We start from the raw sequence: 24,814 nt of genomic DNA on the forward strand, positions 1-24,814 counted from the left end.
CCCGCCGGCTCGGCTCGTCGATCCGCTCCCGGTGGCCCGGGTGGGCCGCGTCGAAGTCGCGCTCGACGATCCGCGCGAGGCTCTCGGCGTAGGCGGCGAGCGGCCCGTCGACCCTGACGTCCGCGCCGCCCACGTTGGGGGTGTATCGCGGGAGGAGCGCGTCGCCGGCGAACAGCTCCTCGGTCGCGTCCGCGCCGGCGACCGGCTCGTGACCCGGCACCTCGCGCGGGTCGAACGCGAACCCGGTGAGCCCGGCGGTGTGGCCCGGGAGGTGCATCGCCTCGAGGGCGACGCCCCCGGCCTCGATCGCCTCGCCGGCGCCGAACGTCGTCACGTCGGCGGGGCGACCGCTGAGGTCGGCGCTCACCGCGTCGAAGAAGCCGGTCAGTCGCTCCCGGTCGGCCGCCGGCATCCCCCACCGATCGAACGTCTCGCGCTGGAGGTCGCGGTCGGCGAACAGCGGCGTCTCGCTGCCGTCGACGAGCGGCGCGTCCGCCTCGTGGACGTACACGTCGGCGCCGCCGTCGGCCTGTATCTCGCCGGCCAGCCCCGCGTGGTCGGGGTGCCAGTGGGTCAGAACGACCGCGTCGACGTCGGCGAACCCGACCCCGTGCTCGGCGAGGCCGACCTCCAACTCCTCGCGCACGGCCGGGAGCGCGACGCCGGTGTCGACGAGCGCGGTCGCCTCGCCGTCGAGCAGGTACACGTCGTTCTCGCCCTCGAAGACGGTGTTGCCGAGCTGGATCCGTTTCACACGGAAGGGTCGTCGGGAACCCTTTTTAGGATTGCCACCGCGGAAAGCGGGGAGACGATTCGGTTCGGGCGACGATCCGGGGCCGCTCAGTCGCGAACGTCGACGCCGGTGAACTCGAACCGAGCGCCGCCGTCCGCGGCGTCGGTGACTCGCACGGTCCAGTCGTGCGCCGCCGCGACGGCCTGGACGATCTCGAGGCCGAACCCGGTCCCGCCCTCGCTCGTCGAGTACCCCGTCTCGAACACCGCTTCGCGGTCGCTCTCGGGGATCCCCGGGCCGTCGTCGGCGAGGTAAAAGCCGCCGTCGACCGCGCCGACCGTCACCGTGACGGCCCCGTCCGCCCGCTCGGTGGGTCCGTTGTCTCCCGACCGACCGTGTTCCACGCTGTTCCGCATGAGGTTCTCGAAGATCTGCTTGAGTCGGCTCCGGTCCGCGCGGATCGCGCGGTCGGTCTCAATCCGGAGCGAGCACGACGCGGTCTCGACGCCCTCCCAGCACGCCTCGGCGACCTCGTGCAGGGGGACCCACTCCGTCTCCTCGACGGCCTCGCCGTCCCGGGCGAGCGTCAGGAGGTCGTCGATGAGCGTCTCCATCCGCTCGTGGGAGCGCGCGACCGCCTCGAGGTGTTCGGAGTCGTGCTCCTCGCGGGCGAGGCCCAGCCGCCCCTGGGCGACGTTGAGGGGGTTCCGGAGGTCGTGCGAGACGATGCTCGCGAACTCCTCGAGCCGTTCGTTTTTGCGGCGGAGCGCCTCCTCGCGCCGCTTCCGCTCGCGGACGTCGCGGATGACGCCGACGCGGTCCAGCTCGTCGCCCTTCTCGCCGGTCAGCCGGGTGAAGCGCATCTCCACCGGAAACCGCTCCCCGTCCGCCGTGAGGAACTCGTACTCGACCGTGCCGGCCTCGCGGTCGTCCGACGCCAGCTCGCGGCGGGCCCGCTTGGCCTCCGCCGCGGTCTCTTCCGTGACCCAGTCGTAGATGTCCGTTCCCAGCAGCTCCTCCCGACTCACCCCCTTCATCTCCGCGTAGCGCCCGTTGACGTACGCGATGGTCCCGTCGGGACGCACGGCGTAGACGGCGTCGTCGAGCGAGTCGAGGACCGTCTCGTACCGTCGTACCTCCCTGTCCCGAGGTGAACCGTCCGTCATGACTCCTCTTGCACGTTCGCTTCAGCCGTTCAGTAATAAATGGGCCGTCGTGGCGGCCGGCCGCGTGTCCCGCTTTCGACGGGCCGTCCCGTCGGACGGAGGATGACGTCCGCGGGGATCCGGTGTGTTTTCGTCGCCGCACGCCATCGTTGACGTATGGAGTATCAACCGGGCGTGTGCAACATCGGACCGGCTCAACAGCGGCGGCGGCTCCTCCTCGGGGTCGGATCGCTGTCGGTCGCGGCGGTCACCGTCGCCCTGATCCTCGCGATGGGGTGGCCGCGGTGGACCCTCATCCTGTCGCTGTTCCCGCTGTACGGCGCCGCGATGGGCTACTTCCAGTACCGCGAGCGGTTCTGCGTCGGGTTCGCCGGGATCGGCATCTTCGACGTCGGCGAGGGGACCGCGCAGGTGCAAGACCAGGAGGCGCTCGCGGCGGACCGCCGGCGCGCCGTGCGGATGAACACGAAGTCGCTGGCCGTCGGCGCGGTCGGATCGCTGGTCGTCTACGGCGTTTCGCTCGTCCTGTTTTAGCCGTCCGTCCGAGCGCGGATGGGCGACGGCGACGCCGCCGGCGACGCCACCGCACGCCACCGCACGCCACCGCACGCCACCGCACGGCACCGCGAGACGCGTCGGCGTCGATGTCGCACGAGACCACCACGAACGTGCACATAGAAAAGCATTAGAACCGGCTCGATAACCACGTAAGTGAATGAGTCTGTCCGAGCCGGACCACGAGCTCGTCGTCGCGGAGCTCGGCCGGGAGCCGACGGCGGCCGAGGCCGCGCTGTTCGAGAACCTCTGGAGCGAGCACTGCGCGTACCGCTCCTCGCGCCCCCTGCTGTCGGCCTTCGAGAGCGAGGGCGACCAGGTCGTCGTCGGCCCCGGCGACGACGCGGCGGTCCTCGCGCTGCCCGAGCCGGACGCCGCAGACGTTCCGGCCGCCGACCGCGACGCCGACGACTACAGCGATCAGTACGTCACCTTCGGCGTCGAGAGCCACAACCACCCCTCCTTCGTCGACCCGTTCGACGGCGCGGCCACCGGCGTCGGCGGCATCGTCCGCGACACCATGTCGATGGGCGCGTACCCCATCGCGCTGCTCGACTCGCTGTACTTCGGCGGCTTCGACCGCGAGCGCTCGCGGTACCTCTTCGAGGGCGTCGTCGAGGGCATCTCCCACTACGGCAACTGCATCGGGGTCCCCACCGTCGGCGGCAGCGTCGCCTTCCACGGCGGCTACGAGGGGAACCCGCTCGTCAACGTCGCCTGCGTCGGCCTCACGAACGAGGACCGGCTCGTGACCGCGACCGCCCAGGAGCCCGGGAACAAGCTCGTGCTCGTCGGGAACGGCACCGGCCGGGACGGGCTCGGCGGCGCCTCCTTCGCGAGCGAGGACCTCGCCGAGGACGCCGAGACCGAGGACCGCCCCGCGGTACAGGTGGGCGACCCCTACGCCGAGAAGCGGCTGATCGAGTGCAACGAGGCGCTCGTCGACGAGGACCTCGTCCGCTCCGCCCGCGACCTCGGCGCGGCCGGCCTCGGCGGTGCCTCCTCCGAGCTGGTCGCGAAGGGCGGGCTCGGCGCCCGGCTCGACCTCGACAGCGTCCACCAGCGCGAGCCGAACATGAACGCGATGGAGATCCTGCTCGCCGAGAGCCAGGAGCGGATGTGCTACGAGGTCGCCCCCGAGGACGTCGACCGCGTCGCGGCGCTCGCCGAGCGGTTCGACCTCGGCTGCTCCGTCATCGGCGAGGTGACCGACGGGAACTACGTCTGCGAGTTCGCGGGCGGCGACGAGGAGTCCGAGGTCGTCGTCGACGTCGACGCCGAGTACCTCGCCGACGGCGCCCCGATGAACGACCTCCCGAGCGAGACCCCCGCCCGGCCTGACCGGGCCCTCCCGGATCCCGAGCCGTCCCTCGAGGAGGCGGTCGAGTCGGTCGTCGCCGCCCCCTCGACCGCGAGCAAGCGCTGGGTGTACCGCCAGTACGACCACGAGGTCGGTGTCCGGACGGCGATGAAACCCGGCGACGACGCCGCGGTCATGGCGATCCGAGAGACGGCGGGAGACGGTGACGCGGACGGCGGCGATCCCGAGGGCGTCGGCCTCGCGCTCTCCTCCGGCGCGAACCCGAACTGGACCGAGGCCGCGCCCTACGAGGGCGCCCGCGCCGTCGCCCTCGAGAACGCGACCAACCTCGCCGCGAAGGGCGCGGTCCCGCTGGCCGCGGTCGACTGCCTCAACGGCGGCAACCCGGAGAAGCCCGCCGTGTACGGCGGCTTCAAGGGAATCGTCGACGGGCTCGCCGACGCCTGCGCCGACCTCGACACGCCGGTGGTCGGCGGCAACGTCTCGCTGTACAACGACAGCGTCGAGGGCCCGATCCCGCCGACGCCGACGCTCGCGCTGATCGGCACCCGGAAGGGGTACGACGCGCCGCCCGCCGCCCTCGACGCCGACCGCGCGAGCGACTCCGAACTCCTCCTCGTCGGCGCCGGCGACGCCGACGGCGGCGCGCTCGGCGGCTCCGAGTACCTCGCGCAGGCCGGCGGAAGCGACCGGTTCCCGACGCTCCCGGACGCGGAGACCGACGGGCTCGCTGACCTCGTCGCGTCGCTCGCGGCGGTCGCCCGCCTCGAGTCGACGCTCGCGACGCACGACGTGAGCGACGGCGGGCTCGCGGTCGCGCTCGCGGAGCTCGTGACCGACGACGCCGGCGCCGACGTGACCCTCCCCGACCGTGTCGCCGCCTTCGAGGAGACGCCCGGGCGCCTCGTCGTCCAGACGACCGACCCCGAGGCGGTCGCCGAGCGCGCCGGCGACGCGCCCGTGCTCCGGCTCGGCGACGTGACGACCGACGGGACGCTCTCCCTCTCGGTCGGCGACGACGGTGTCGCGCTCGACGCCGACGCGCTCCGGGAGCTCCGCGGCGTCATCGAGCGCGAACTCGCCTAAATCGGGCTGCCAGCGACCGGCCGGGCCGCCCCTCGATCACCGTTACCGCGACGAGAGAGCGAGCGATACGCTTTTAGGTTTTCCTAAAATACGTAGTCCCAGTTACGGGACGCCGGCCGGTCCGGCGCCCGACACACCGATGGCTCACACGCAACCAGTCAAACGAACGCAGTCGGCCCGGGACGCGAGCGAGTCGCTCGCGGAAGCGAACGAATCGCGCGCCGACGCGAGCACGTCGACCGCCGACACGTCGGCGGCCCCGGTGTTATCGCTGTCGGACGTGACGAAGGAGTTCGGCCCGGAGACCGCCCTCGACGGCGTCTCCCTCGACGTCGAGCCGGGCGAGCTGCTCACCTTCCTCGGCCCGTCCGGCTGCGGGAAGACGACGACGCTCCGGACCATCGCCGGGCTGGAGGAGCCCACCGAGGGCCGGATCACGCTCGGGGGCGAGACCGTCTCCGGCGACGGCGCGTTCGTCCCCCCGGAGCGGCGCGACGTCGGGATCGTCTTCCAGAACTTCGCGCTGTTCCCCCACCTCACCGTCCGCGAGAACATCGCCTTCGGGCTCTCCGACGCCGACGAGGCGGCGACCGCGGCCCGCGTCGACGAGCTGCTTGACCTCGTCGACCTCCCCGAACACGGCGAGAAGACGCCGGACCAGCTCTCCGGCGGGCAGAAGCAGCGCGTCGCGCTCGCGCGGTCGCTCGCGCCGGAGCCCGACGTGCTCCTCCTCGACGAGCCGTTCTCGAACCTCGACGTGCGGCTCCGCGTCGAGATGCGCGAAGAGGTCCGCCAGATCCTGAAGGAGGCCGGCGTCACCGCCGTCTCCGTCACCCACGACCAGGAGGAGGCGCTCTCTATCTCCGACCGCGTCGCCGTGATGAACGACGGGCAGATCGAGCAGGTCGGGCGCCCCGAATCGGTGTTCGAGCGCCCCGAGTCGAAGTTCGTCGCCTCCTTCCTCGGGCGGGCGTCGTTCCTCGAAGGGAAGCTCCGCGACGGGAAGGTCGAGACCGGGATCGGCCGGTTCGACGCCGTCACGCTGGAGGGGTACGACACCGTCTACGACGGCGCGCCCGTCGACGTCCTCGTGCGCCCGGACGACCTCCGGGCGACGCCCGCGAGCCCCGAGCTGGCCGACGGCGTCATCGTCTCGCGGCAGTACGTCGGCCCGTCGTTCGTCTACCGGGTGGAGCTGGAGTCCGGCGACACGGTCCACTGCCTGCACAACCACGTGGAGGAGTTCGGGCTCGACGAGTCGGTCACCTTAGAGCTCACCGCCGACCACCCGCTGGCCTGGTACCCGCGGTAGGCGCGTCGCTGTCGGCCCTTCTCTGTCGTTTTTAAAAGGCGAGCGCCGGCGCCGCTCAGAACGTGAACAGGAACGGGATGACGTACGCGACGAGCAGGCCGACGAGGGTGACGGCCGCGCCGATGCCGACCTCGCGGCTGCCGAATCCCTGCATGGGGGCGGTCACGCGCTCGTCCGGGTCGGGCTCGTGTGAGTGGTCGTCCATGTCCGACGGTCAGTGCGGGGGACATATAAGCGCATCTGAACAGCGCGCGGCCGAGCGCAAGCCGCGGTGCGGACCCGGAAGCGCTTTCGCGCGACCGACTCGAAACGCGGGTCGAACGACTCGACGTCGAGGAGCGCTATGAGTGACTCACGAACGCCTGAAGAGGGGTCGGCCGAAGCCGACGACGGCCCCGAGCGACCGCCCCGCTACGAGCAAGTGATCCGGTGAGCCGAGTACATAAAAGAACAGCCGACCGAGGTGTGGGGACCACAGCAGAACGCGGTCGTGAACGGCCAGATCGAGAGCGCGCGGGCGGTCGACGTGAGCGCCGAGGACAGAGAGCGAATTCGGGAGTTCGCGGACGAGATCTTGCGGGCGGAAGGTGAGGACAACGAGAACGAAAAAACGGAGTGTAGATCGGTCCACGCCTCGTTCCATAGTACCATCAGGGAACCTCGACAGTCTCTTACACTACAACGCCGGTCGGAGGAGAGCGCTCAATCACTTCCAACAAAATCATCGCCAAATGCCTCTTCTGCGCTCGAAGCTGCGATCTCCGACGCAACTCCATCTTCACCTGCTTGGTCGCGCGTGAACACGCCAACCCCGTCGACTCCGATCCCGACGATTTCGACCCCGTTCTTTCCCCATCCGAAATCTTTCGGACGCAGTTCCTCGCCAGTGGGCCTCTCATCCGATTCAGTCGACTCAATAGATCCCTTCCCACTCTTGCCGGGTCCACGAATATAGGCTCTCGCATCGATGCCGTCCCCGCTTTCTGTCTCTATCTTCACCTTCCCATTATTCAGAAAGATCACCTGAGTTCCCACATCGTCTTCCTCTGCGGCCGTACACCTGAACTCGAACGTGCGTGTTTTGTTGACAGTAGCACCACCGGCGTCCCCTACGAATATGAGTGTAACCGAGGTCGACTTCGTCTTCTCCGTTTCACATGTGACGGCGACGAATGCCTTCTCACCTGGTATGAGATCGATTCGCTTCTCGTCACCGGTTTCGAGTGAGTCACCGATCGCTATTCGCTCAATTACCTCCCCTCTGTCTTCGAGCGTTATCGTCAGGGAGAGTCTGTTAGCAAACTTGTTCGTGATTCGTACGAGTTCCGTTTCCGTGCCACCCTCCACGATCTCGTCGTCTTCCCCTTCGTTTGCTGTGAGATCTTTCAGTCCCAGATACGCGTGCTCGTCCTCGACGACGTTCACCTCCACGCCGCGATCGGCCTCGACGCTGCTGAACGCACCGGTGCCGACGCTCATCGCACCGGAGCTCGCGCCGCCGAGCAGCAGGATCGCGTGTCGTCGTTTCATGTCCACTGGGGTTCGCTCGTCGCTCACTCGCCACAACGCGTTCCGACCCTAAGGTTATGCGGCGCCGGAAACTCGGTACGCGGCGCTTGAAACCCGTTGCCTTACGTCAGTTCCGGTGGCTCTTCCGGTTCGCCGACCTTCATCTCCGCGGTGTAGTACTTGTGCGTGATCGCGGAGAACGAGAACGCCACGACGATCGCGACCATCCACGCCATGTCGGGCAGCAGGACGAACGGCCACGCGTCCAGCGCCACCGCGCCGGTGAGCGCGACGGCGACGCCCGAGAGCCCGAGATAGTACGTGCTCCACGGGATCTCCCTCCCCTCGACGACGTCCATGTACACGTCGATGTCGGTCAGGGCCGGCGTCGGCTCGACCATGCCGCGGTCCTTGTTGAAGTCGATGACGCCCGCCTTGTCCATCTTCGGCAGGTGCGACTGCTGGAGCGCGGTGTACACGCGCTTGCGCTCGTTGCCCGTGATCTCCGCCGTGTCGATCCCGTTCTCCCACGCCGCGATCTGTTCGGCCATGTCGCCGATCGCGACCGCGTCGTCCTCCTCCCGCTTCAGCAGGTGGACCGCGAACCGCCGCCGCTGGTTCGCTAACACGTCGAAGAGCTCGTCCTCGGAGATGTCTGTCGCCGGTTCTGCACCTCCCCCGTCTACCTGTTGCACCGACGCCATTTCTGTCAGACACATATGAGCACGCCAACATAAATCCCGTGGTTATGATACCCAGCTAAACTTTCTCGACGTTCAAACAATGGCTGTCGAAGTCGCGCTAGCTCCCGTTATAAGCCGTCTAAAACCGACAATACGGGGTTCTCGGTGGGTAGCGACGCCGGGATCTCGCTCCCCGTTTCTCAGGTTGTATCAGTTTGACTATCATTGAAACCGCAACGATTGCCGGTTCAGGACGGGCCTGAACGTGTCCCGAGTGGGTCTCAGACCGAGCCTGAAGCGATCGGATCGGGATTCAGGCAGAGGCGGAACCCGCCGGTCGGATCTTCAGCCTCGCCCGGAACTGTTTCTGGAAATTCATAACGATATTGGATAGGCCCCATGGGTGTAGTAGAGCGACCCCGGGTGACGCGGGATGTCCCGCGTCGGCGGCCCGCGGGTCGTGTGCGGACACTGAGACACCTATGACAAACCGACGCAAGTTCATGGCCGGATTGGGTGCATTGGCATCAGGAAGCGCAGCAGCAATAGGTACTGGCGCGTTCTCGAGTGTTGAGGCCGAGCGTGATGTCACCGTTGAGGTTGGCGGAGACAACAGCGCGTACCTCGGACTAGAGGCAGAGCGCGACGACATCATTAGCGACGACGGTGGCGACGGGCAGCTTAGCCTTGATCTCGGTTCACAGACGACAAAGGAAGGTGGTGACGGGTTCAATCAGGACGCCGAGACGGAAATTGATGGTGTGTTCAAGATCATCAACCAGGGAACTGAAACCGTCTTCGCTGGATTCTCCGGAAATCCCGACGACTATCTCCCGTTCGCAGGTATCGAGCCTACTGCGGAACCGATTGCCGGCGTCGAACTTGAGGTTCAGAATTCAACAAACGTTGAGGGAGATATCATCGATGGCGCCGAGCTTGAACCAGGTGACAGCACGCTCGTTGATGTGACAGTCGACACCCTGAACGAAGATCCAGAAGAGGAGAGCGGAGAAGTGGTTATCGGAGCACTCGTGGAGGACTACTAACAATGAACCGACGTAAGTTCATCATCGGTGCGAGTACGGTGGCAACAGGTAGTGCTGCGGCAGTTGGTACGGGAGCATTCTCAAGCGCATCGGCAGATCGAAGCGTTAGTGTCGAAGTCGCTGACGACGCCAGCGCGTACCTCGCGATAGAGTCGGATAGCCAGTACGCTGACGAGAGTGGTGACGCGCTCGAGCTGGACTTCGGTGCGCTGGTTGAGGATGAAGATGGAAACGAACTCGGTTCCAACGTCGGTGAAAATTCAACCATCGTCTTTGGAAGCGGTGCTGCAGATAGAAACGTATTCACCGTTCAGAACCAGGGTACCAAAAATGTCGAACTGACGCCTGGACAGCAAGTGAAATATTTCGATAGTGGTGGGAATGAAGTCGGAGAGGAAAGCGATGATATTGAATTGTTGATTAATATTGTGATTGGTTCCGCAGCTGCCACCCCTAAGTTGGAACCTGGTGACACGGCAGGTTACTTCGTACAAGTTTCTACTGGGGATAGCCCCCCGAGTCAGCTTGAGACCGCGTTCGAAATCAACGCGAACAAAGTCTGAAACTTGTATAAAGCCCCACACCTAAATTATGAAACGACGCACGTTCGTACTCGGTCTGGGCACGACGGCTACTGGTGCCGGTACGCTGATCGGTAGTGGGGCGTTCTCGAGCGCCGAAGCAGAGCGAACGGTTAGCGTCGAGACCGCTGACGATGATGACGCGTACTTAGCGTTGATCAAAGGCGAAGGCGCTACTGATGATAGGGCCTACAGAGACGATGGACAACTGAACTTCACCTTCCCCGGCCTACGGGAGAGAACTGATGGGCCAATCGACACTAATCCAGAGAATCCCGAAGGACTCGGAGAAGACTCAGTTTACCGATTCGGGAGTGAAACTGACGGGGATCCGTTGTTCTTCTCGAGAAACCAGGGAACTCGGACGATCGAACTGTACAGTCGGCAGAATGATACAGAAGGTCTCCCACACGTTCAAATATTCAACGTGAACACGGGGGACCTCCTCACCGGAGACGGTACTAGAGCAGTCCTTGAAACTGGTGACTCGGTGCCACTCGGCCTTCAGATCGATACGACGGGGGTTGACGCACAAGAGAGTGCGTATAGCATATCGCTGACAATTGTTGGCAAAGCAACGGAACAATAGCCAATATAACTCCCCGGGTTGACGAAACGGAAGAACGCGATTCCGTCTTCGCCTTCTCTGTCGACTCTTGAACTATTGATAGCTTCACACCGATCCGACTCCGCTGGTAGGAATTCAGCGAGAGACACTGAAGTGGCGATTCTAATTATTGGAACGTATTCTGAGGGGAATCATGCCGTTCGCCTGGCTGACATCTCGTTACAGGAAATCCCTTCAGTCGTTTCAAGCACCGCGTTATCAAGACCCTACAGGTACAAAGAGGGGTAGACGCAGCCTATGCCCACCGCCCGCCGCACCCTGACCCTCGCCCTACTCCTCGTAGCCGCAGGGTCGCTCGCGTTCGCCACGGGTGCGGCGGTGATCGACGGTCCGGCCGATACCGTCGCAGATGGCGACCTCGCGGTCCAGCCGGCCGACGGCCCGAACGGGAAGTACGCCTACCTGAACGACGACGACGAGATCGCGATCGACGTCTCGGCGTCGAATCCGAACATCAAGGACCCCTCCTTCGAGGGCGTCAACGTCGGAACGACCGGGACGATAGACGACGTGTTCACCGTCACGTACACGGCCGACGAATACGCGCACGTGTGGATCGAGTACGCGAGCGAGAACGTCACCTTCGTCGCCGACGGCGGCTCGATCGAGGGCGAGGCGAACAACGTCACGCTCGCGCCGAACGAGACGGTCACGGTCGGCCTCGCGCTCGACACGCGCGGCGCGACCGCCGGGACGCAGCTGGGCGCCGACGAGTTCTCGATCGAGGCGAAGATCGCTGAGCCCGACGAGATGGAGGGAACGGGCGCGTCGACACAGCAGACCGCCGACGGCGGCCCGACCACGACGGTCACTTCGCCGAGCGCGGACCGCCGTGAGTTCGTCGCGAGCGGCGTTGAGCGCGGCGAGGGGGTCCGGTTCCTCGCCGAGGGGATGGAGATCGCCGGCGACGACGTCACGCTCGAAGGGATCGACCTGGAGGGCGTCCGGAACGAGCGCGTCGAACTGAACGCCGCAGGGAGTCCGGACCCCTTCGCGAACGGGAGCGCGCTGACCGCGCCGACTGAACCCCGGCCGGTCGGGTACCTCTCGCTCGACTACGACTTCGCGCCCGACGCGGTCGACGCGATGACGATCCGGTTCAGCGCGGACCCGGCCTACCTCAACGCGACCGGGACCGACCCCGAGGACGTGACGCTCTACCGGCAGACCGACGCGGGCGACTGGGAGGAGGAGCCCGTCGAGGTCGTCGACGAGGAAGTCGTCCGGATCCTGGGACTTCCCGAGGACCGCATCCACTTCCGCGCAACGACCGAGACGTCGTCGACGTTCGCGGTCGCGGCGCGCGAGCCCCGGTTCGATGTGACCGAAACGACACTCGAGACCCCGGCGATCGACCCCGGCGAGGCGGCGACCGTCCGAGCGACCCTGCGGAACGGCGGCGGCGCGGCCGGCGAGCGGACGGTGACGCTGACCGCCGACGGCGACCCGGTCGCGAACGAGACGGTCGTGCTGGCGCCGAACGAGACCGCCACGGTCGTGCTCTCGAGCGCGTTCGAGACCCCGGGCGAGTACGGTCTCGCGGTCGACGGAACGGACGCCGGGACCCTGCTGGTCGGTGACCCCGCGGACGGCGGCGGCTCCGGGGATGACGCGGGGATCGGAACGGGGTCGGGAACCGCCGGCGACGCGGGGGACGGCGGCGCGCAGGACGGTGACGGCGACGGAGACGACGGAGCGACAGGAGAATCGGGGACCGGACCGACCGAGGAGCCGAGCGCCATTGACCTCCTCGAGCTCGGCGGCCTGCTCGCGCTCGTGGCGATCTCCGCCGCTGGGATCGCGCTCGTCCGCCGACTGCCTCGCTCGTGAGCCCCCCTCATCGACAGGTCTTACTCGCCGCTCCGCGAGGGTCGGAGCGTGACGGTCTCCTCGAAGGCGCGGGGCGACAAGCCCGCGGCGGAATCGGACGCCGACGGCTCCGGGTTCGGTCGCGAACTGGCCGCGCGGGTCCGGCTCGTCGACCTGCTCGCGCTGGCGGCGGTCCCCGCGGTCCTCGCCGCCGTCTTCGCGCTCCCCGAGTCGACCCGCCGGTCGCTCGCGTTCGCGTACGCCGACCCGACGGTACGCACCGCGTTCACGGCCCACTACGTCCACCTCGACACGGGGCACCTCGCCGGCAATGTCGCCGGGTACGGCCTCCTCGCCGGCGTCGGGTACGCGCTCGCGGTGCTGGCGGGGTATCGGCGGTTCTTCGTGGTCGCGTTCGCGACGTTCCTGCTGGCGTTCCCGTTCGCGCTCTCGGCGCTGAACCTCGCCGTCCCCCGGAACGCGATCGGCTTCGGCTTCTCCGGGATCAACATGGCGTTCGCCGGCCTCCTTCCGCTCCTGCTCGGCGTGTACGCCCGCGAGCGGTTCTTCCCGGGGGGCTCGCTCAGCGCGCTCCCCGCGGCGTTCTTCCCGCTCGTCGGCTGGATGGCGCTCTTGGCGCTGCCCGTCTCGCCGGGGTCCCTCGACGGCTCGGGGCTGGCCGGGCTCGCGACGGCCGTCGCCGGGGTCCTTCTCGGACTGCTGTACGCGTCGAGCACCGGGATCCGGGTCCGGAGGGCGCTCCGGGCGTCGAGCCGCGCCGCGGTCTCGAACCCGGGCTACGGCGACCTGTTCGCGGTCGGCGTCGTCGTGGTCGTCGGCTACCCGGTCGTCGGGTTCCCCGGCGATCCGGCGGGACCGGGCAGCGTGGTGAACCTCTACGTTCACCTGCTCGGCTTCTGTCTCGCGTTCATCGGCCCCTTCGGGCTACTCGCCGCCGGGGTGTTCGAGGAGTGACCGCGTCGCGTCCTGCTGCGCCGCGTTGCGTCCCACCGCACCGCGCGTCCCTGGCTGTGTCCCGCCGGCGCGCTGTGCCGAACCACGAATTTATAACGTATCAATGACATTCTCCAGACGCTACTGGTAGGCGACGGATCGACGAACAAGCGACGATCGGGCGACGACTGGCGGCCGAGCGACGACCGACGGCTGGGCGACGACTGGCGGCCGAGCGACGACCGACGGCTGGGCGACGACTGGCGGCCGAGCGACGACCGGCGACCGGGCGACCGCGAACCGCCTCGCTAACCACCGAGACACGACCCATGTCCCTCAAACGCACTCTCTCAGTAACGTTGCAGGTCGCGGCCGTGCTCGTCGTCGCCTCGCTGATCGTGGGGCAGTACCTCGGACAGCCGGTGCTTCTGAGCTACGTCGAGACGGGGAGCATGCAGCCCGTGCTCAATCCGGGCGACGGGTTCATCGCGATCCCGGCGCCGATCGCGGGCGGGATCGGCGTCGGCGACGTGGTGACCTTCGACGCCCAGGAGATCGAGGGCGGCGGGCTGACGACCCACCGCGTCGTCGAGGAGACGGAGCGCGGGTACGTCACGCGCGGGGACAACAACCCCTTCACGGATCAGGACGGCGGAGAGCCGGTCGTGCAGGACGCCGACGTCGTCGCGAAGGCGCTCACGGTCGGGGGGAGCGTGGTCGTCATCCCGCACCTCGGCACCGTCGCGATGGGGTTCCAGTCGGCGCTCGACTCCGCCCAGACGTGGCTGGCGGTCACGTTCGGCGTCCGGTCGTTACAGGGGACGCAGGGGCTCGCGTACATCCTCTTCGGGCTCTCGGCGGTCGCGTACGCGGTCGACTGGTACCTCGACAGCGGGCGCCGCGAGACCCGGACGCGCGACCGTTCCCGCGACGACGGCACCTCGGTGTTCGCGATCGTCGGCGTGCTCGCGCTGGTGCTGATGGCGACCGCGACCGCGGCGATGGTCGTTCCGGCCGGGACGCAGGAGTACGGCGTCGTGAGCGCCGAGTTCGAGTCCGAGAACCCGACCGTCATCGAGCGGGGCACGAGCCAGGAGCTGGAGTACGTCGTCCCCAACGCCGGGCTGGTCCCGGTGTACGCGTACGTCACCCCGCAGAGCCCGGGGGTCGACGTCGACCCGCAGCGCGTCGCCGTCGGCGGGCGGGGCGAGGCGTCGACGACGGTGACGCTCACGGCGCCCGACGAGACGGGGTACTACCGCCTGTTCGTCGCCGAACACCGATACCTCGCGGTGTTGCCGGCTTCGGTAATCGACGAGCTGTACGGGGTCCACCCGTGGGCTCCGCTCGTCGCGATCAACGGGCTTCTCGGCGGCGCGATCGTCGGGCTCGGGGCCCTGTTGCTCCGGGGGGAGCCCGCTCGGATCCGGTCCCGGGAATCGCGCGCCAAACCCCCGCTGTACCGCCGCGTCCTCCGCGAGATCTACAGGTGACCGAATGAGCGAGACACCCCCTAGCGAAACCCGCCTCCGCCTTCGGGCGGTACTGAACGCACAGTTCACCCTGATCCTCGCGATCTGTCTCGTCGCCGCGGCGGTCGGCGGCGGGCTCGTCTACGCGACCCACGTCGACCCGGGAACGACGACCGAGACCCGGACCGTCTCGTCGCTGACCGTCGAGTCGGAGTACGTCCACTCCGCCGAGGTGACCGAGCCGAACTCGCTGTTCGACACCGGAACGGTGCTCGACGATCGGAGCACGTACTTCACGCGGGTCGCGCCCGTGCTCGACGTCGCCGTGGAGACGAGCTACGCGGCCGACGCCGCGAGCGACGTCGACGTCATCTACGAGTCGGTGCTCGTCATCCGCAACGTCGAGAGCGAAGGGGACACCGTCTACTGGGACGAGCGGGAGACGCTGACGACCGAGACGGTCTCCGGGGTCGAGCCCGGCGAGACGGCGGCCGTGTCGTTCGCGCTCAACAGCACCGAGATCGACGCGACGGCGAGCGAGATAGAGTCGGACCTCGGCGCTTCGCCCGGCGAGACGGAGACGTTCGTCGCGACGGACGTGACCGTCGAGGGCGCGATCAACGGCGAGTCGACCTCGAACGCGCGGACGATCGAGATGACGATCGATCACGGCGGCGACACGTACAGCGTCTCGGAGCCGGGGGTCCAGTCGGACACGACTGAACAGACCGAGCAGGTCGCCGTCGAGCGGAGCTACGGACCGCTCCGCTCCGCGGGCGGACCGCTACTGCTCCTCCTCGGGCTCGCCGGGACGGGAGGGCTGGCGTACGCCCGCCGGGAGGCCGGGCTCGCGCTCACGCCGGCCGAGCGCGAGTACCTCTCGTACCGCGACGACCGCGCCGAGTTCGCCGAGTGGATCACGGCGATCCGGCTCCCCGAGTCGGTTCACGAGCGCCCAGAGGCCGAGGCGTCGACCCTCGCTGACCTCGTCGACTTCGCGATCGACAACGACACCGGCGTCGTCGAGGACCCGGCGACGGACGCGTACCACGCCGTGACCGACGAGTTCGTGTACACCTACACCCCGCCGGCGCTCGCCGTCGGACGCGGTGCCGGAGACGAGACGACCGAGGGAGAAGCGGCGGCAGGCGCGGTCGCCCCCGACGACGGGGCGGAGCCGGCCGACGTCGGCGAGGCGGGAACCGGCTCGACGGGGATCGACGACGACGTGACCCTCGCCGGCGCGTGGACGCGGGCCGGACACGACCCGGGGACCGTCCCCAGGGATCGGTTGTCGACTCCGGGGCGGAGGGAGTCGGGGTCGCCGCCGAGAGGCGAGGAAAAGTAACCTACTTGAGTGCGCGCGGGCAATCGACGAGTGCAGTCCCGTGGTGTAGTGGCCAATCATAATGGCCTTTGGAGCCATTGACGGCGGTTCGAATCCGCCCGGGACTACTGTGCGCCGAACACGCCCGTGAGGCGCACATATCCTCAGCGGTTCGAACCCAGAGGACGAGAGGATTCGAGTCCTCGCGGTTCGAATCCGCCCGGGACTACTCTCACCGACGCCGCCGCGAGAAACGCCCGTACGGACGCGTTTAGCCCGCTCCCGTCGATCGGCGGAGTCGGTCGAACGCGGCTCGCGACGCCGATCGAAACGGGGGTGGCACCAGTCGCCGGCATATGTGTTATTTTAATCGTCCGGCTCGTGTGGTTGTGTATGGATCACACGCAGTACCGCGACGCGGTCGCAGAGAACAGACGAAAACACGGCTTCAACACGGTCGAGGGACAGCCGAACGGGTTCGATCCGGTGTGGGAGGCCCGCGACGAGGACGACTCGATCGGAGCGGTCACCGTTCTGGCCACCGTGGTCGACGACGATCCGGATCCCGACCCGGACGAGCTCGTCGCCGCCGCGGACGCGTTTCGAGAGGTGCTCATCGACCGCGTCGACGACCGACGCGAGTCTGTGACGCCCCTCGGCTACATCCTCTTCCCGGTACCGGACCCGGACCCTTCGTTCGTCGACGCGGCGCGGTCGTACACCGTCGCCCGCCGTCGGACCAACGTCTTCCCGATCGTGTACGACTGCGAGGCGGAGACGCTGCACCGACACGAGGTCCCGCGGCTGAAGGGCAGGGGTATCTACCGCCGCCAGGCCGAGGACGCCGAGCGGCTGTTCGACGTTTAAATACGCGTCGAAAAACGGGTCGCCCGATCAGATCAGGCGCTCGGCGATTCGACCGGCGCCCTCCGCGGCGGCGGTCGCGGGGTCGTCGGGGGAGACAACCTCGACGTCGCGGTCGAGCTCGGCCGAGAGCCGCTTCTCGAACTCCTCGGTGAGCCCGGGGATGCAGGCCATCCCGCCGGTCGCCGCGACGGGGCGACCCAGCGCGAGCTGGTACGGCTTCATGTGGTCGTTCGCGAGCTCCGGGAGGAACTCGTTGGCGACGACGTCGACCGCCTCGTCGATGTACCGGTCGACCGGCTCGCGGACGCCGCGGTCGACGGTGAACTCGTGGCTCCCGCCGCCGGGTTGCTGGATCACGTCCGTGAACGGCTCGAAGTCGTACACGTCGGCGTGCTCCTCCTTGTACTCCCGGGCGGTCGTCCGGTCGATGTGGACGCGGCCCTGGCTCTCCTCCTCGACGGCGGCGACGATCCGGCGGTCGACCTCGTTGCCCGTCACCGAGCCGGTCGAGAAGGGCGAGAGCTGCTCACCGCGCCGGTAGGCGCACGCCTCCAGCGTCGTCGACCCCATGTTGATGGAGACGAACACCTCGTCGATGGCGTCGAGGTCGTCGCCGTAGGCGGGGATCGCCCCGCACAGCGACTCGGGGTAGCTCCGCGTCTCGACCTGTCCGATTGAGGAGCCCTCGATCACCGACTTGAGGTTGTTCACGCCCGCCTCGTTGTCGATCGTGGGAACGGCGTAAACGACGGCGCTGTCCTCTGGCACGTCGTGGGCGTCCACGAGCGCCTCGAAGAACCGCTCGGCGTCGGCGACGCTCTCGTCGTCCTCCGGCAGTCCGGAGCGAAGCATGAAGCGCACCGTGTCGGGGTACTCGATCGCGGCCTCGTGGCCGAACAACACCTTCTCGTCGCCCGTGATGGCGTCCTCGTAGGTCGCCAGACACGTCAGCGTCGAGTGTCGTTCGCGGCCGCCCCGCCCGTCGGGGAGGTCGAGCACCGTCCGGGTGCTGCCGAGTTTCACGCCGACCGCTTCGGGGCCGTCTGTACTGTTGATGTTCGTGGAGTCGTCGTCGTCGCTCATGATGTACTCGCACACGAAGCGATCCGGACGATGGAGACGAGGCTGATCCGATGGTCCGCCGGGGTGAAGGGCCGGTCGTACCGGGGGGCGTCGAACCCCTCAAATCGGCGCCGAAGCGCCTCGACCACGCCGTCGTCGACCCAGCCGAGTTCGGCGTAGTACGACAGCACGTCCCGGCTCCGCACGTGGCCGCCGACGTCGACGAGGTAGCCGAGCCACTCGCCGATCTCGCGTTCCGCTTCCGGGGAGGCCGGGATCACCGTCAGGTACGGGCGGTCGCCGGCGTCGGATCGGTCTCCGTCGCCGGACAGCCGCGCCCCCCGCTGACGCTGGAGCAGCTCGGTGAACGCGGCCGAGCGGGCGGCTTGCTCCGCTCGGTTCCGGTTCGGCTGACGAAGCGACCGCTCCCGAGGCGCTTCGTCGGCGCCGTTCCGCGGTGCGTCCGCGATCCGGCGCAGCTCCCGTACGTCGTATCTCCGTGGATTCAGACTCATATTCCGTCCGTCGTTCGCGTCCGTATCGGAACGCTCGCCGGCCGCCTATATGATAGTTGCCACGCAGTTATCAGGTGTGAGAAACTACTCGCCAACCCCCCGACGGCTTCGGCGCGACCGATCGACCTCCGGGGCGGTCCGGCCGGCTCAGGCCATCGACCGTCCGGGGTCGGTCGACCCGTAGTACTGCCCGTGGAACGCGTACGGGAGGCGGTGCGGGAGCGGGGCGCGCGCCCGCTCGGCGAGCGTCGCCGCGTCGAGACAGAGGAGGACGGACCGCTCGGCGCGGGCGTCGAGCGCGAGCGAGAGCAGCACGCCGTCGTCCTCGCCGCTCGGCGCCGGGCCCGGGACGAACAGGGGTTCGCCCGGGTAGAGGTCCGGCTCGGACCACGTCCGGGTCGTCGGCCCGTCGAGGTCGACCTTCGCGACCGCGGTCGGCAGGCTCCCGCGGTCGGTCGCGGCCAGGTAGGCGTACCGATACGGCCGGCCGTTGCGTCGCCCGTAGTTGATCGTCGGGAACTCGACGGGCCCGCGGAGCAGGCGTTCGCGGGACGCGCTCCCGCCGTCGAGCGGGAGCCGGAACCGGACGAAGTCGCCGCGCGGCAGGTCGGGGTCGGCGCTCCGGAGGTTCGACAGCGTCAGGCCGGTGACCGCGGACTCGTCGGCGAACGCCACCGCGTCGACGACGAGCTCGTCGCCGTCCTCGTACGCGTTCGCGAAGTGGTAGACGAAGAACGGGTCCGCCGGGACGGCGGCGACGTGCTCGCCGGTGGCCCTGTCGAGGACGTGGAACGCCGGCTCGGCGTCGCGGGGGCGCATCGCGTCGAGGAACGTCGCCCCCCGAGCAAGCCCCCGGGCGAGCCGACCGAAGTCAACGCCGACGGTCGACGCCGGGACGACGGCGTACCGCTCCGTCAGCGCGAACGCGTGCACGTACGGCGGGTGCGAGCCGAAGACGAGTCGGCTCACCGGCGTCGGCGAACCGCCGGCGTCTCGACGGAACAGAGTGTACGCGCTCCGCCGGCCGAAGTCGGCGGCCAACCCCCACTGCGTCCCGTCGTCGACGTGCGTGTGACCGAGCGTGACGTCGGCGTCAACTCCGGCGGTCAGGTCGCGCCGACCGAGCGTCTCGAGCGTCTCGGGGTCGATCTCGATCCCGACCGGGCTCTCGGTGACGGCATAGAGGCTCCCGTCGAGCCGCACCACGCCGATCGAGGGGTTGTCCTGAAACGCACCGGTCAGCGCCCGGTACGTCCGGGCTATCACCCCGGCGTCGGCGGGGGTCCCGGGGAGCGAGCGTCGGATCCGCCCGCGCTCGCGAGCGACGCGGAAGTCCTCGCTCCGGACGAAGCGGTTCGTGTAGCGGACGGCCCCGTCGTCGAACCGGAACCCGCGGAGCATCGCCAGGGGGTCGAACCAGTGGGTGAGCGCCGTGTCGCCGACCTCGAACTCTCCCGGCCCGTTGCAGACGAGCGTCCCGTCGAGCCACTCCGGAAACGGTGCCGTCGCGTCGAGGTCGACGTTCCGGACCTCCTCTCGCTGCGTCTCGAAGCCGAGCCGCCATCCGGGCTGCATGCGCCTCGTTGGGCATCCACACGGATACGTCCACGGGGGGTCCCGCGAGAGCGACGCGGGTCGGCGACCACACGCGGTCCGGGGCGACACGGATCCGCGACCGAACGCGATCTGTGGCCGTCCTCGAACGGTACATGCTAACTCTTGGCAGGATTTATGTCACAGTGCGTGTATACGGGGCGTATGGACTCGGAGCTCCGACCGTTGTTGGGCATAGAGATGGAGGAGTCCGCGATCGACGACGTGCTGACCGACATGGGCGTCGGCGTCCTGTCGATGAGCGCCGACGGGGTGCCGTACGGCGTTCCACTGTCGTTCGGGTACGACGGCGACGCCAGGCTGTACTTCGTGTTTCTCGGTGCGACCGCCGATCTGCGGAAAGAGACGTACGCCGACCAGTCGGACGTGGCGAGCTTCACCACGTTCGCCGTCGATCCTGATGGATCGTGGCGGAGCGTGGTCGTCTCCGGGTCGCTCGACCGGATTTCCCCCGGTGACTGGGACGCCGCCCGCGAGGCGATGCTCGATAACGCCTACCGATCGAAGCTCCTCGCCGAGCGCGAACTCCGAGAGAACCCGAACGTCTGGGTGCTCGACGTCGCGGAGCGCTCCGGGCGCGCGGTCGGTCAGTGAGTCTCCGGCTCTCGCCGCCGCGCGCACTCGAACCGCGCTGCCTCCGTCAGAGCGCCTCGGAGGGACCCGCGACCGCGACGTTCGGCGCTTCCGTGCCGCCTGCGTGTGGAGCGCGACTTATTCGACTGTCTCCCTCCCAGTGACGCGCTCCATCTCCAGCTCGTACAAGGTGAACCCGACGTTCTCGATCGCTTCGTCGAACAGTCGAAACGGGGGGAACCACTCGTTGAGCGTCTGCTCGTCCGCGTCCCCCTGCCACTCGCGGAGCGGGCCGCGAACGTGGACGCTCCACGACTCCGTCGCCGACGCCTCGTAGCACACGAACGTGGCGGTCTCGGTCGCCTCGATGAACCGCCCCTTCTCGCTGTCGTCGTCGTGTTCGCTCACCCGGAGCAGGAGCCGTTCGCCGTCGTAGTGATAGCTCAGCGGGACGGTGTACGCGTCGTCGCCGTCCGCCAGTCCGAGGACGCCGTGCTCGCCCGCCCGCAGGTGCTCGTCGACGTCCGACTCGGACATTCCGCTGGTGTACACGTACTCTGCGTGTTCCATACGGTCCACACGTGACGGAGGAGCAAATAGACTCGTCTCCTGTCAGACAGTACTCACGACCGAACGCGCGGACCCGCCGGTGCTGTTCCCCCTACTCGGTCTCGCTCCACGGGAGCGGCTCGGTACACCAGTGGCAGAAGTCGAGGTCGGCGTCGGTCTCCTTGCCGCAGTGCGGGCACTCGATCTCCGCCGGCCCCGCGTCGCTCTCGGCGGCGGCCGAGGGCGCTGAGTTCGCGCCGGTGAGGCCGTCAGAACGGTCGGCCGCGCCGTCGTCGCCGCTCGCGGCACGGCGGCGGACCGCCTCGGCGGTCGCGTCGGCCTGCCGCCGCTCGGCCACGTCCGCCCGCCCGACGAGGTAGGCGTCGACAGCGGAGAGGACGTACAGGATCGCGATCGGGAGCGTCACGTCCGTCGGGAGCGCCGCGGCCGTCTCCGCGGCCTCCGCCGGTGAAACCGTCGAGCCGACGGGCACGTCGTAGAGGGCGAACAGCGCCACGCCGCCGCCCACGATCGTCAGGTGCCACAGCAACGCCCGCCCCCACCGGCGTAGCGTGAGGTGGCCGAGGCCCGGCAGCGCCATCGCCAGCAGCGCGGCGAGCAGGGGACGGAACTGGTCTCGCATGTCTCGCCGGTTCGACCGGCCGGTATTTATGCCTGCGGTGTCGACCTCGCCGACCGGCGCCGGGTCGCGCCCTTTCCCGCGTCGCGGCCGCCGCCCGCCGCCGCGGATAACAACCGTTAATCGACGCCCGCTCCTCCGCCTCGCCATGAGCAGGCAGCGGGCGACCGCGTTCGTTCCCGGTCACGTCACCGCCTTCTTCAGCGCGCACCCGGCCGAGCGCCCCGCGGCCGCCGGCTCGCGCGGCGCCGGGGTGACGCTCACGGACGGGGTCACGGTCCGGGTGGCGGCGGACGAAGCGGCCCCGGGAACCGCGCCCGCCGGGTCCCGCACCATCGACGGCGAGTCGGGGACCGTCGGCGCGGTCGAGGACGTGCTCGCGGCGCTCGGGCTGGGCCGGGACGCCGGCGACCGCCCGGCGGTCGACGTCGCGGTCGAGACGGACCTCCCGATCGGCGCCGGCTTCGGCGTCTCGGGGGCGGCCGCGCTCGGCGCGGCGCTCGCCGCGAACGACGCCTTCGACCGCGGCCGCTCCGAGAACGAGCTGGTCCGGATCGCCCACGAGGCGGAGGTAGGCCGCGGCACCGGCCTCGGCGACGTGGTCGCGCAGGCGCGCGGCGGCGTCCCGATCCGGCTGGAGCCCGGCGCGCCGGGGGTCGGGGAACTCGACGGGATCCCCGCGGACGCGCGCGTCGAGTACGTCACGTTCGGCGAGCTGTCGACCGAGCGGGTGTTGGGCGGCGACACCGCCGCGCTCTCGGCCGCGGGGGAGGACGCGCTCGCCCGCCTCCGCGCCGACCCGCGGCTCCAGACCCTGATGGACGCGGCCCGGGCGTTCGCCCGCGAGGCGGACCTCCTCGTTCCCGAGGTCGCCGAGGCGATCGCGGCGGTCGAGGAGTCGGAAGGTGATTCACCCGAGAACTCCGACGACTGCGGCGCCGCCATGGCGATGCTCGGCCGCACCGTCTTCGCGCTCGGCACCGGCCTCTCCGACGCGGGCTACGACCCCGAGGTCTGCCGGGTCGACGCCGCGGGCGCGCGGCTCGTCGAGCAGCAGTGAGGTTCTTGTGCGGTGGCGTGTGCCTCCGAGTGGCCGATAAGCCACGAGGAGCACAGCGAGCGTGCGCGCTCCTCACGGCTGGGGCTTTGGAAGTGTTCGCAGGCGACCTCCCGTCGATCACTTATAAAAACCTGCCGAGCCGACGCGTGTAATCGCGACCGCTCCGCCGTCCGCGACGTATCCCTCGGCGACGCCGACGAACAAAGCTTTACCGCGTCGACCGCCTATCTCCGGCAAATGGTACTCGACGACCTCGGCACGTCCCTCCGGAGCAGCCTCGACAAGCTCCAGGGGAAGTCCCGACTCTCCGAGAGCGACGTCGAGGAGATCGTCAAGGAGATCCAGCGCTCGCTCCTCTCCGCCGACGTCGACGTCTCCCTCGTCATGGAGCTGTCGGACTCGATCAAGTCCCGCGCCCTCGACGAGGAGCCGCCGGGCGGCACGACCGCGAAGGACCACGTCCTCAAGATCGTCTACGAGGAGATGGTCGAGCTGGTCGGGGACTCCACCGAGCTCCCCTTAGAGAACCAGACGATCCTCCTCGCCGGCCTCCAGGGGTCGGGGAAGACCACCTCCGCCGCCAAGATGGCGTGGTGGTTCTCGAAGAAGGGGCTCCGCCCCGCCGTCATTCAGACGGACACCTTCCGGCCCGGCGCGTACGACCAGGCCAAGCAGATGTGCGAGCGCGCGGAGGTCGAGTTCTACGGCGACCCCGACAACGACGACCCCGTCGACATCGCGCGGACGGGACTCGAGGAGACCGAGGACGCCGACGTGCACATCGTGGACACGGCCGGGCGCCACGCGCTCGAAGACGACCTCATCGCAGAGATCGAGGAGATCGAGGGCGCCGTCGACCCCGACCGCTCCCTCCTCGTCCTCGACGCCGCGATCGGGCAGGGCGCCAAGGAGCAGGCCCGCCAGTTCGAGGAGTCGATCGGCATCGAGGGCGTGATGATCACCAAGCTCGACGGGACCGCGAAGGGCGGGGGCGCGCTGACGGCCGTCAACGAGACGGACTCCTCCATCGCCTTCCTCGGGACCGGCGAGACGGTCCAGGACATCGAGCGGTTCGAGCCCTCCGGGTTCATCTCGCGGCTGCTCGGGATGGGCGACCTCAAGCAGCTCTCCGAGCGCGTCGAGCGCGCCATGCAGGAGACCCAGGAGGAGGACGAGGACTGGGACCCCGAGGACATGCTGAAAGGGGAGTTCACCCTGAAGGACATGAAAAAGCAGATGGACGCGATGAACCGGATGGGGCCCCTCGATCAGGTGATGGACATGATCCCCGGGCTCGGCGGCGGGATGATGGACCAGCTCCCGGACGACGCGATGGACGTCACCCAAGACCGGATGCGCAAGTTCGAGCGGATCATGGACTCGATGACCGACGAGGAGCTGACGAACCCCCGCGTCGTCGGCCAGTCGCGCACGGAGCGGATCGCGCGCGGCTCCGGCACCGACGAGGAGACGGTACAGCAGCTGTTAGAGCAGCACTCGATGATGGAACAGACGATCAGCCAGTTCCAGGGGATGGGCGAGGGCGACATGCAGCGCATGATGAAGAAGATGGGCGGCGGCGAGGGCGGCGGTCTCGGCGACATGATGGGCGGCGGCAAAGGGCCGTTTTAAACGGGTGAGCGAGAGTAGCGTTTGACCGTGGCCGGTCGATATACTATTCGGGACGCAAGGCTCGACACGGTCGCCGTCGACGCTTCAGCCGATCACTTATAAATAGATGCCGCCGTCAGC

At 68.4% G+C, this 24,814-nt stretch carries 24 protein-coding genes and 1 tRNA gene; 15 read left to right on the forward strand and 10 right to left on the reverse strand.

All coding sequences use genetic code 11. The features are described 5' to 3' along the window. A partial coding sequence (locus tag C468_RS11395) for an MBL fold metallo-hydrolase (RefSeq protein ID WP_008849042.1) occupies nt 1–754 on the reverse strand: 754 nt, incomplete at its 3' end. An 86-nt stretch (nt 755–840) separates the two neighbouring features. After that, nucleotides 841–1,899 (reverse strand): two-component system sensor histidine kinase NtrB, encoded by a 1,059-nt coding sequence (locus tag C468_RS11400; protein ID WP_008849043.1) that lies wholly within the window; start codon nt 1,897–1,899, stop codon nt 841–843. A 156-nt stretch (nt 1,900–2,055) separates the two neighbouring features. On the opposite strand from C468_RS11400, the gene C468_RS11405 reads away from it, so the two are divergent. The 3 genes from C468_RS11405 (at nt 2,056) to C468_RS11415 (ending at nt 6,173) form a co-directional block, all read left to right on the forward strand. Next, on the forward strand, nt 2,056–2,433 hold the full coding sequence (locus tag C468_RS11405; protein ID WP_008849044.1) for a hypothetical protein: 378 nt from the start codon (nt 2,056–2,058) through the stop codon (nt 2,431–2,433). A gap of 181 nt (nt 2,434–2,614) precedes the next feature. Continuing rightward, complete coding sequence (gene purL / locus C468_RS11410; RefSeq protein WP_008849045.1) at nt 2,615–4,861, forward strand: phosphoribosylformylglycinamidine synthase subunit PurL; 2,247 nt, start codon at nt 2,615–2,617, stop codon at nt 4,859–4,861. 139 nt (nt 4,862–5,000) lie between these two features. Continuing rightward, nucleotides 5,001–6,173: an ABC transporter ATP-binding protein gene (locus C468_RS11415; protein WP_008849046.1), complete on the forward strand. Its 1,173-nt coding sequence runs from the start codon at nt 5,001–5,003 to the stop codon at nt 6,171–6,173. A gap of 55 nt (nt 6,174–6,228) precedes the next feature. Here C468_RS11415 and C468_RS18670 read toward each other — a convergent pair whose 3' ends face one another. The 3 genes from C468_RS18670 to C468_RS11425 all read right to left on the reverse strand — a co-directional run bounded on the left by C468_RS18670 (nt 6,229) and on the right by C468_RS11425 (nt 8,386). Next, nucleotides 6,229–6,378 carry a DUF7550 family protein gene (locus tag C468_RS18670; protein ID WP_008849047.1) on the reverse strand — a complete coding sequence of 50 codons (150 nt, stop codon included), beginning with the start codon at nt 6,376–6,378 and terminating at the stop codon, nt 6,229–6,231. A 497-nt stretch (nt 6,379–6,875) separates the two neighbouring features. Next, the gene (locus C468_RS18675) at nt 6,876–7,730 is read right to left on the reverse strand and encodes a hypothetical protein (RefSeq protein WP_169330911.1); all 855 of its coding nucleotides are present in this window, start codon (nt 7,728–7,730) and stop codon (nt 6,876–6,878) included. A gap of 74 nt (nt 7,731–7,804) precedes the next feature. Next, nucleotides 7,805–8,386, reverse strand: a complete 582-nt coding sequence (locus C468_RS11425; protein WP_008849050.1) for a DUF7344 domain-containing protein — start codon at nt 8,384–8,386, stop codon at nt 7,805–7,807. 482 nt (nt 8,387–8,868) lie between these two features. On the opposite strand from C468_RS11425, the gene C468_RS11430 reads away from it, so the two are divergent. The 9 genes from C468_RS11430 (at nt 8,869) to C468_RS11460 (ending at nt 17,049) form a co-directional block, all read left to right on the forward strand. Further along, entirely contained in the window at nt 8,869–9,411 is a 543-nt protein-coding gene (locus C468_RS11430) for a hypothetical protein (RefSeq protein ID WP_008849051.1), read from the forward strand. A gap of 2 nt (nt 9,412–9,413) precedes the next feature. Beyond that, nucleotides 9,414–9,974 (forward strand): hypothetical protein, encoded by a 561-nt coding sequence (locus C468_RS18115; protein WP_152422914.1) that lies wholly within the window; start codon nt 9,414–9,416, stop codon nt 9,972–9,974. Nucleotides 9,975–10,002: 28 nt separating this feature from the next. Continuing rightward, nucleotides 10,003–10,581: a hypothetical protein gene (locus C468_RS18120; protein ID WP_152422915.1), complete on the forward strand. Its 579-nt coding sequence runs from the start codon at nt 10,003–10,005 to the stop codon at nt 10,579–10,581. 276 nt (nt 10,582–10,857) lie between these two features. Next, nucleotides 10,858–12,450, forward strand: a complete 1,593-nt coding sequence (locus tag C468_RS11435) for a DUF1102 domain-containing protein (RefSeq protein ID WP_008849052.1) — start codon at nt 10,858–10,860, stop codon at nt 12,448–12,450. A gap of 48 nt (nt 12,451–12,498) precedes the next feature. Continuing rightward, complete coding sequence (locus C468_RS11440; protein WP_008849053.1) at nt 12,499–13,404, forward strand: hypothetical protein; 906 nt, start codon at nt 12,499–12,501, stop codon at nt 13,402–13,404. Nucleotides 13,405–13,712: 308 nt separating this feature from the next. Further along, the gene (locus C468_RS11445) at nt 13,713–14,876 is read left to right on the forward strand and encodes a signal peptidase I (protein ID WP_049912194.1); all 1,164 of its coding nucleotides are present in this window, start codon (nt 13,713–13,715) and stop codon (nt 14,874–14,876) included. A gap of 4 nt (nt 14,877–14,880) precedes the next feature. Next, the gene (locus C468_RS11450) at nt 14,881–16,203 is read left to right on the forward strand and encodes a DUF5305 domain-containing protein (RefSeq protein ID WP_008849055.1); all 1,323 of its coding nucleotides are present in this window, start codon (nt 14,881–14,883) and stop codon (nt 16,201–16,203) included. Nucleotides 16,204–16,237: 34 nt separating this feature from the next. Next, a tRNA-Gln gene (locus C468_RS11455) sits at nt 16,238–16,310 on the forward strand. Nucleotides 16,311–16,575: 265 nt separating this feature from the next. Then, a complete protein-coding gene (locus C468_RS11460; RefSeq protein ID WP_008849056.1) occupies nt 16,576–17,049 on the forward strand; it encodes a hypothetical protein in 474 nt (157 codons plus the stop codon). Nucleotides 17,050–17,076: 27 nt separating this feature from the next. Here the strand turns inward: C468_RS11460 and C468_RS11465 are convergent, their stop codons facing one another. The 3 genes from C468_RS11465 to C468_RS11475 all read right to left on the reverse strand — a co-directional run bounded on the left by C468_RS11465 (nt 17,077) and on the right by C468_RS11475 (nt 20,201). Next, nucleotides 17,077–18,132 carry a hypothetical protein gene (locus C468_RS11465; RefSeq protein ID WP_008849057.1) on the reverse strand — a complete coding sequence of 352 codons (1,056 nt, stop codon included), beginning with the start codon at nt 18,130–18,132 and terminating at the stop codon, nt 17,077–17,079. Beyond that, nucleotides 18,129–18,626, reverse strand: a complete 498-nt coding sequence (locus C468_RS11470) for a FlaD/FlaE family flagellar protein (protein WP_008849058.1) — start codon at nt 18,624–18,626, stop codon at nt 18,129–18,131. Before C468_RS11470 ends, C468_RS11465 begins: the two co-directional genes overlap by 4 nt. 147 nt (nt 18,627–18,773) lie before the next feature. Beyond that, nucleotides 18,774–20,201: a carotenoid oxygenase family protein gene (locus C468_RS11475; RefSeq protein WP_008849059.1), complete on the reverse strand. Its 1,428-nt coding sequence runs from the start codon at nt 20,199–20,201 to the stop codon at nt 18,774–18,776. A 183-nt stretch (nt 20,202–20,384) separates the two neighbouring features. Here C468_RS11475 and C468_RS11480 point away from each other — a divergent pair, with 183 nt between their 5' ends. Continuing rightward, a complete protein-coding gene (locus C468_RS11480; RefSeq protein ID WP_008849060.1) occupies nt 20,385–20,834 on the forward strand; it encodes a pyridoxamine 5'-phosphate oxidase family protein in 450 nt (149 codons plus the stop codon). Nucleotides 20,835–20,951: 117 nt separating this feature from the next. Here the strand turns inward: C468_RS11480 and C468_RS11485 are convergent, their stop codons facing one another. Both C468_RS11485 and C468_RS11490 read right to left on the reverse strand, forming a co-directional pair. Next, on the reverse strand, nt 20,952–21,383 hold the full coding sequence (locus tag C468_RS11485) for a pyridoxamine 5'-phosphate oxidase family protein (protein ID WP_008849061.1): 432 nt from the start codon (nt 21,381–21,383) through the stop codon (nt 20,952–20,954). Between the two features lie 91 nt (nt 21,384–21,474). Further along, on the reverse strand, nt 21,475–22,005 hold the full coding sequence (locus C468_RS11490) for a zinc ribbon domain-containing protein (RefSeq protein ID WP_008849062.1): 531 nt from the start codon (nt 22,003–22,005) through the stop codon (nt 21,475–21,477). Nucleotides 22,006–22,150: 145 nt separating this feature from the next. Between C468_RS11490 and C468_RS11495 the strand changes: the two genes are divergently transcribed. Further along, nucleotides 22,151–23,062 carry a pantoate kinase gene (locus C468_RS11495; protein ID WP_008849063.1) on the forward strand — a complete coding sequence of 304 codons (912 nt, stop codon included), beginning with the start codon at nt 22,151–22,153 and terminating at the stop codon, nt 23,060–23,062. A 237-nt stretch (nt 23,063–23,299) separates the two neighbouring features. Further along, the gene (locus tag C468_RS11500; RefSeq protein WP_008849064.1) at nt 23,300–24,694 is read left to right on the forward strand and encodes a signal recognition particle protein Srp54; all 1,395 of its coding nucleotides are present in this window, start codon (nt 23,300–23,302) and stop codon (nt 24,692–24,694) included. Nucleotides 24,695–24,814: the final 120 nt, after the last annotated feature.

The organism is Halorubrum kocurii JCM 14978 (genome assembly GCF_000337355.1).
GTDB classification, from domain to species: domain Archaea; phylum Halobacteriota; class Halobacteria; order Halobacteriales; family Haloferacaceae; genus Halorubrum; species Halorubrum kocurii.

Bases quoted from the DNA above. Each gene is read 5' to 3' on its own strand.
- C468_RS11475 (WP_008849059.1), bottom strand. From the start codon at position 20,201: ATGCAGCCCGGATGGCGGCTCGGCTTCGAGACGCAGCGAGAGGAGGTC.
- C468_RS11445 (WP_049912194.1), top strand. From the start codon at position 13,713: ATGTCCCTCAAACGCACTCTCTCAGTAACGTTGCAGGTCGCGGCCGTG.
- C468_RS11425 (WP_008849050.1), bottom strand. From the start codon at position 8,386: ATGGCGTCGGTGCAACAGGTAGACGGGGGAGGTGCAGAACCGGCGACA.
- C468_RS11450 (WP_008849055.1), top strand. From the start codon at position 14,881: ATGAGCGAGACACCCCCTAGCGAAACCCGCCTCCGCCTTCGGGCGGTA.
- C468_RS11415 (WP_008849046.1), top strand. From the start codon at position 5,001: ATGGCTCACACGCAACCAGTCAAACGAACGCAGTCGGCCCGGGACGCG.
- C468_RS11485 (WP_008849061.1), bottom strand. From the start codon at position 21,383: ATGGAACACGCAGAGTACGTGTACACCAGCGGAATGTCCGAGTCGGAC.
- C468_RS11480 (WP_008849060.1), top strand. From the start codon at position 20,385: ATGGACTCGGAGCTCCGACCGTTGTTGGGCATAGAGATGGAGGAGTCC.
- C468_RS11465 (WP_008849057.1), bottom strand. From the start codon at position 18,132: ATGAGCGACGACGACGACTCCACGAACATCAACAGTACAGACGGCCCC.
- C468_RS11470 (WP_008849058.1), bottom strand. From the start codon at position 18,626: ATGAGTCTGAATCCACGGAGATACGACGTACGGGAGCTGCGCCGGATC.
- C468_RS18670 (WP_008849047.1), bottom strand. From the start codon at position 6,378: ATGGACGACCACTCACACGAGCCCGACCCGGACGAGCGCGTGACCGCC.
- C468_RS11405 (WP_008849044.1), top strand. From the start codon at position 2,056: ATGGAGTATCAACCGGGCGTGTGCAACATCGGACCGGCTCAACAGCGG.
- C468_RS11490 (WP_008849062.1), bottom strand. From the start codon at position 22,005: ATGCGAGACCAGTTCCGTCCCCTGCTCGCCGCGCTGCTGGCGATGGCG.
- C468_RS18115 (WP_152422914.1), top strand. From the start codon at position 9,414: ATGAACCGACGTAAGTTCATCATCGGTGCGAGTACGGTGGCAACAGGT.
- C468_RS11430 (WP_008849051.1), top strand. From the start codon at position 8,869: ATGGCCGGATTGGGTGCATTGGCATCAGGAAGCGCAGCAGCAATAGGT.
- C468_RS11435 (WP_008849052.1), top strand. From the start codon at position 10,858: ATGCCCACCGCCCGCCGCACCCTGACCCTCGCCCTACTCCTCGTAGCC.
- C468_RS11500 (WP_008849064.1), top strand. From the start codon at position 23,300: ATGGTACTCGACGACCTCGGCACGTCCCTCCGGAGCAGCCTCGACAAG.
- C468_RS11460 (WP_008849056.1), top strand. From the start codon at position 16,576: ATGGATCACACGCAGTACCGCGACGCGGTCGCAGAGAACAGACGAAAA.
- C468_RS11400 (WP_008849043.1), bottom strand. From the start codon at position 1,899: ATGACGGACGGTTCACCTCGGGACAGGGAGGTACGACGGTACGAGACG.
- purL (WP_008849045.1), top strand. From the start codon at position 2,615: ATGAGTCTGTCCGAGCCGGACCACGAGCTCGTCGTCGCGGAGCTCGGC.
- C468_RS18120 (WP_152422915.1), top strand. From the start codon at position 10,003: ATGAAACGACGCACGTTCGTACTCGGTCTGGGCACGACGGCTACTGGT.
- C468_RS11495 (WP_008849063.1), top strand. From the start codon at position 22,151: ATGAGCAGGCAGCGGGCGACCGCGTTCGTTCCCGGTCACGTCACCGCC.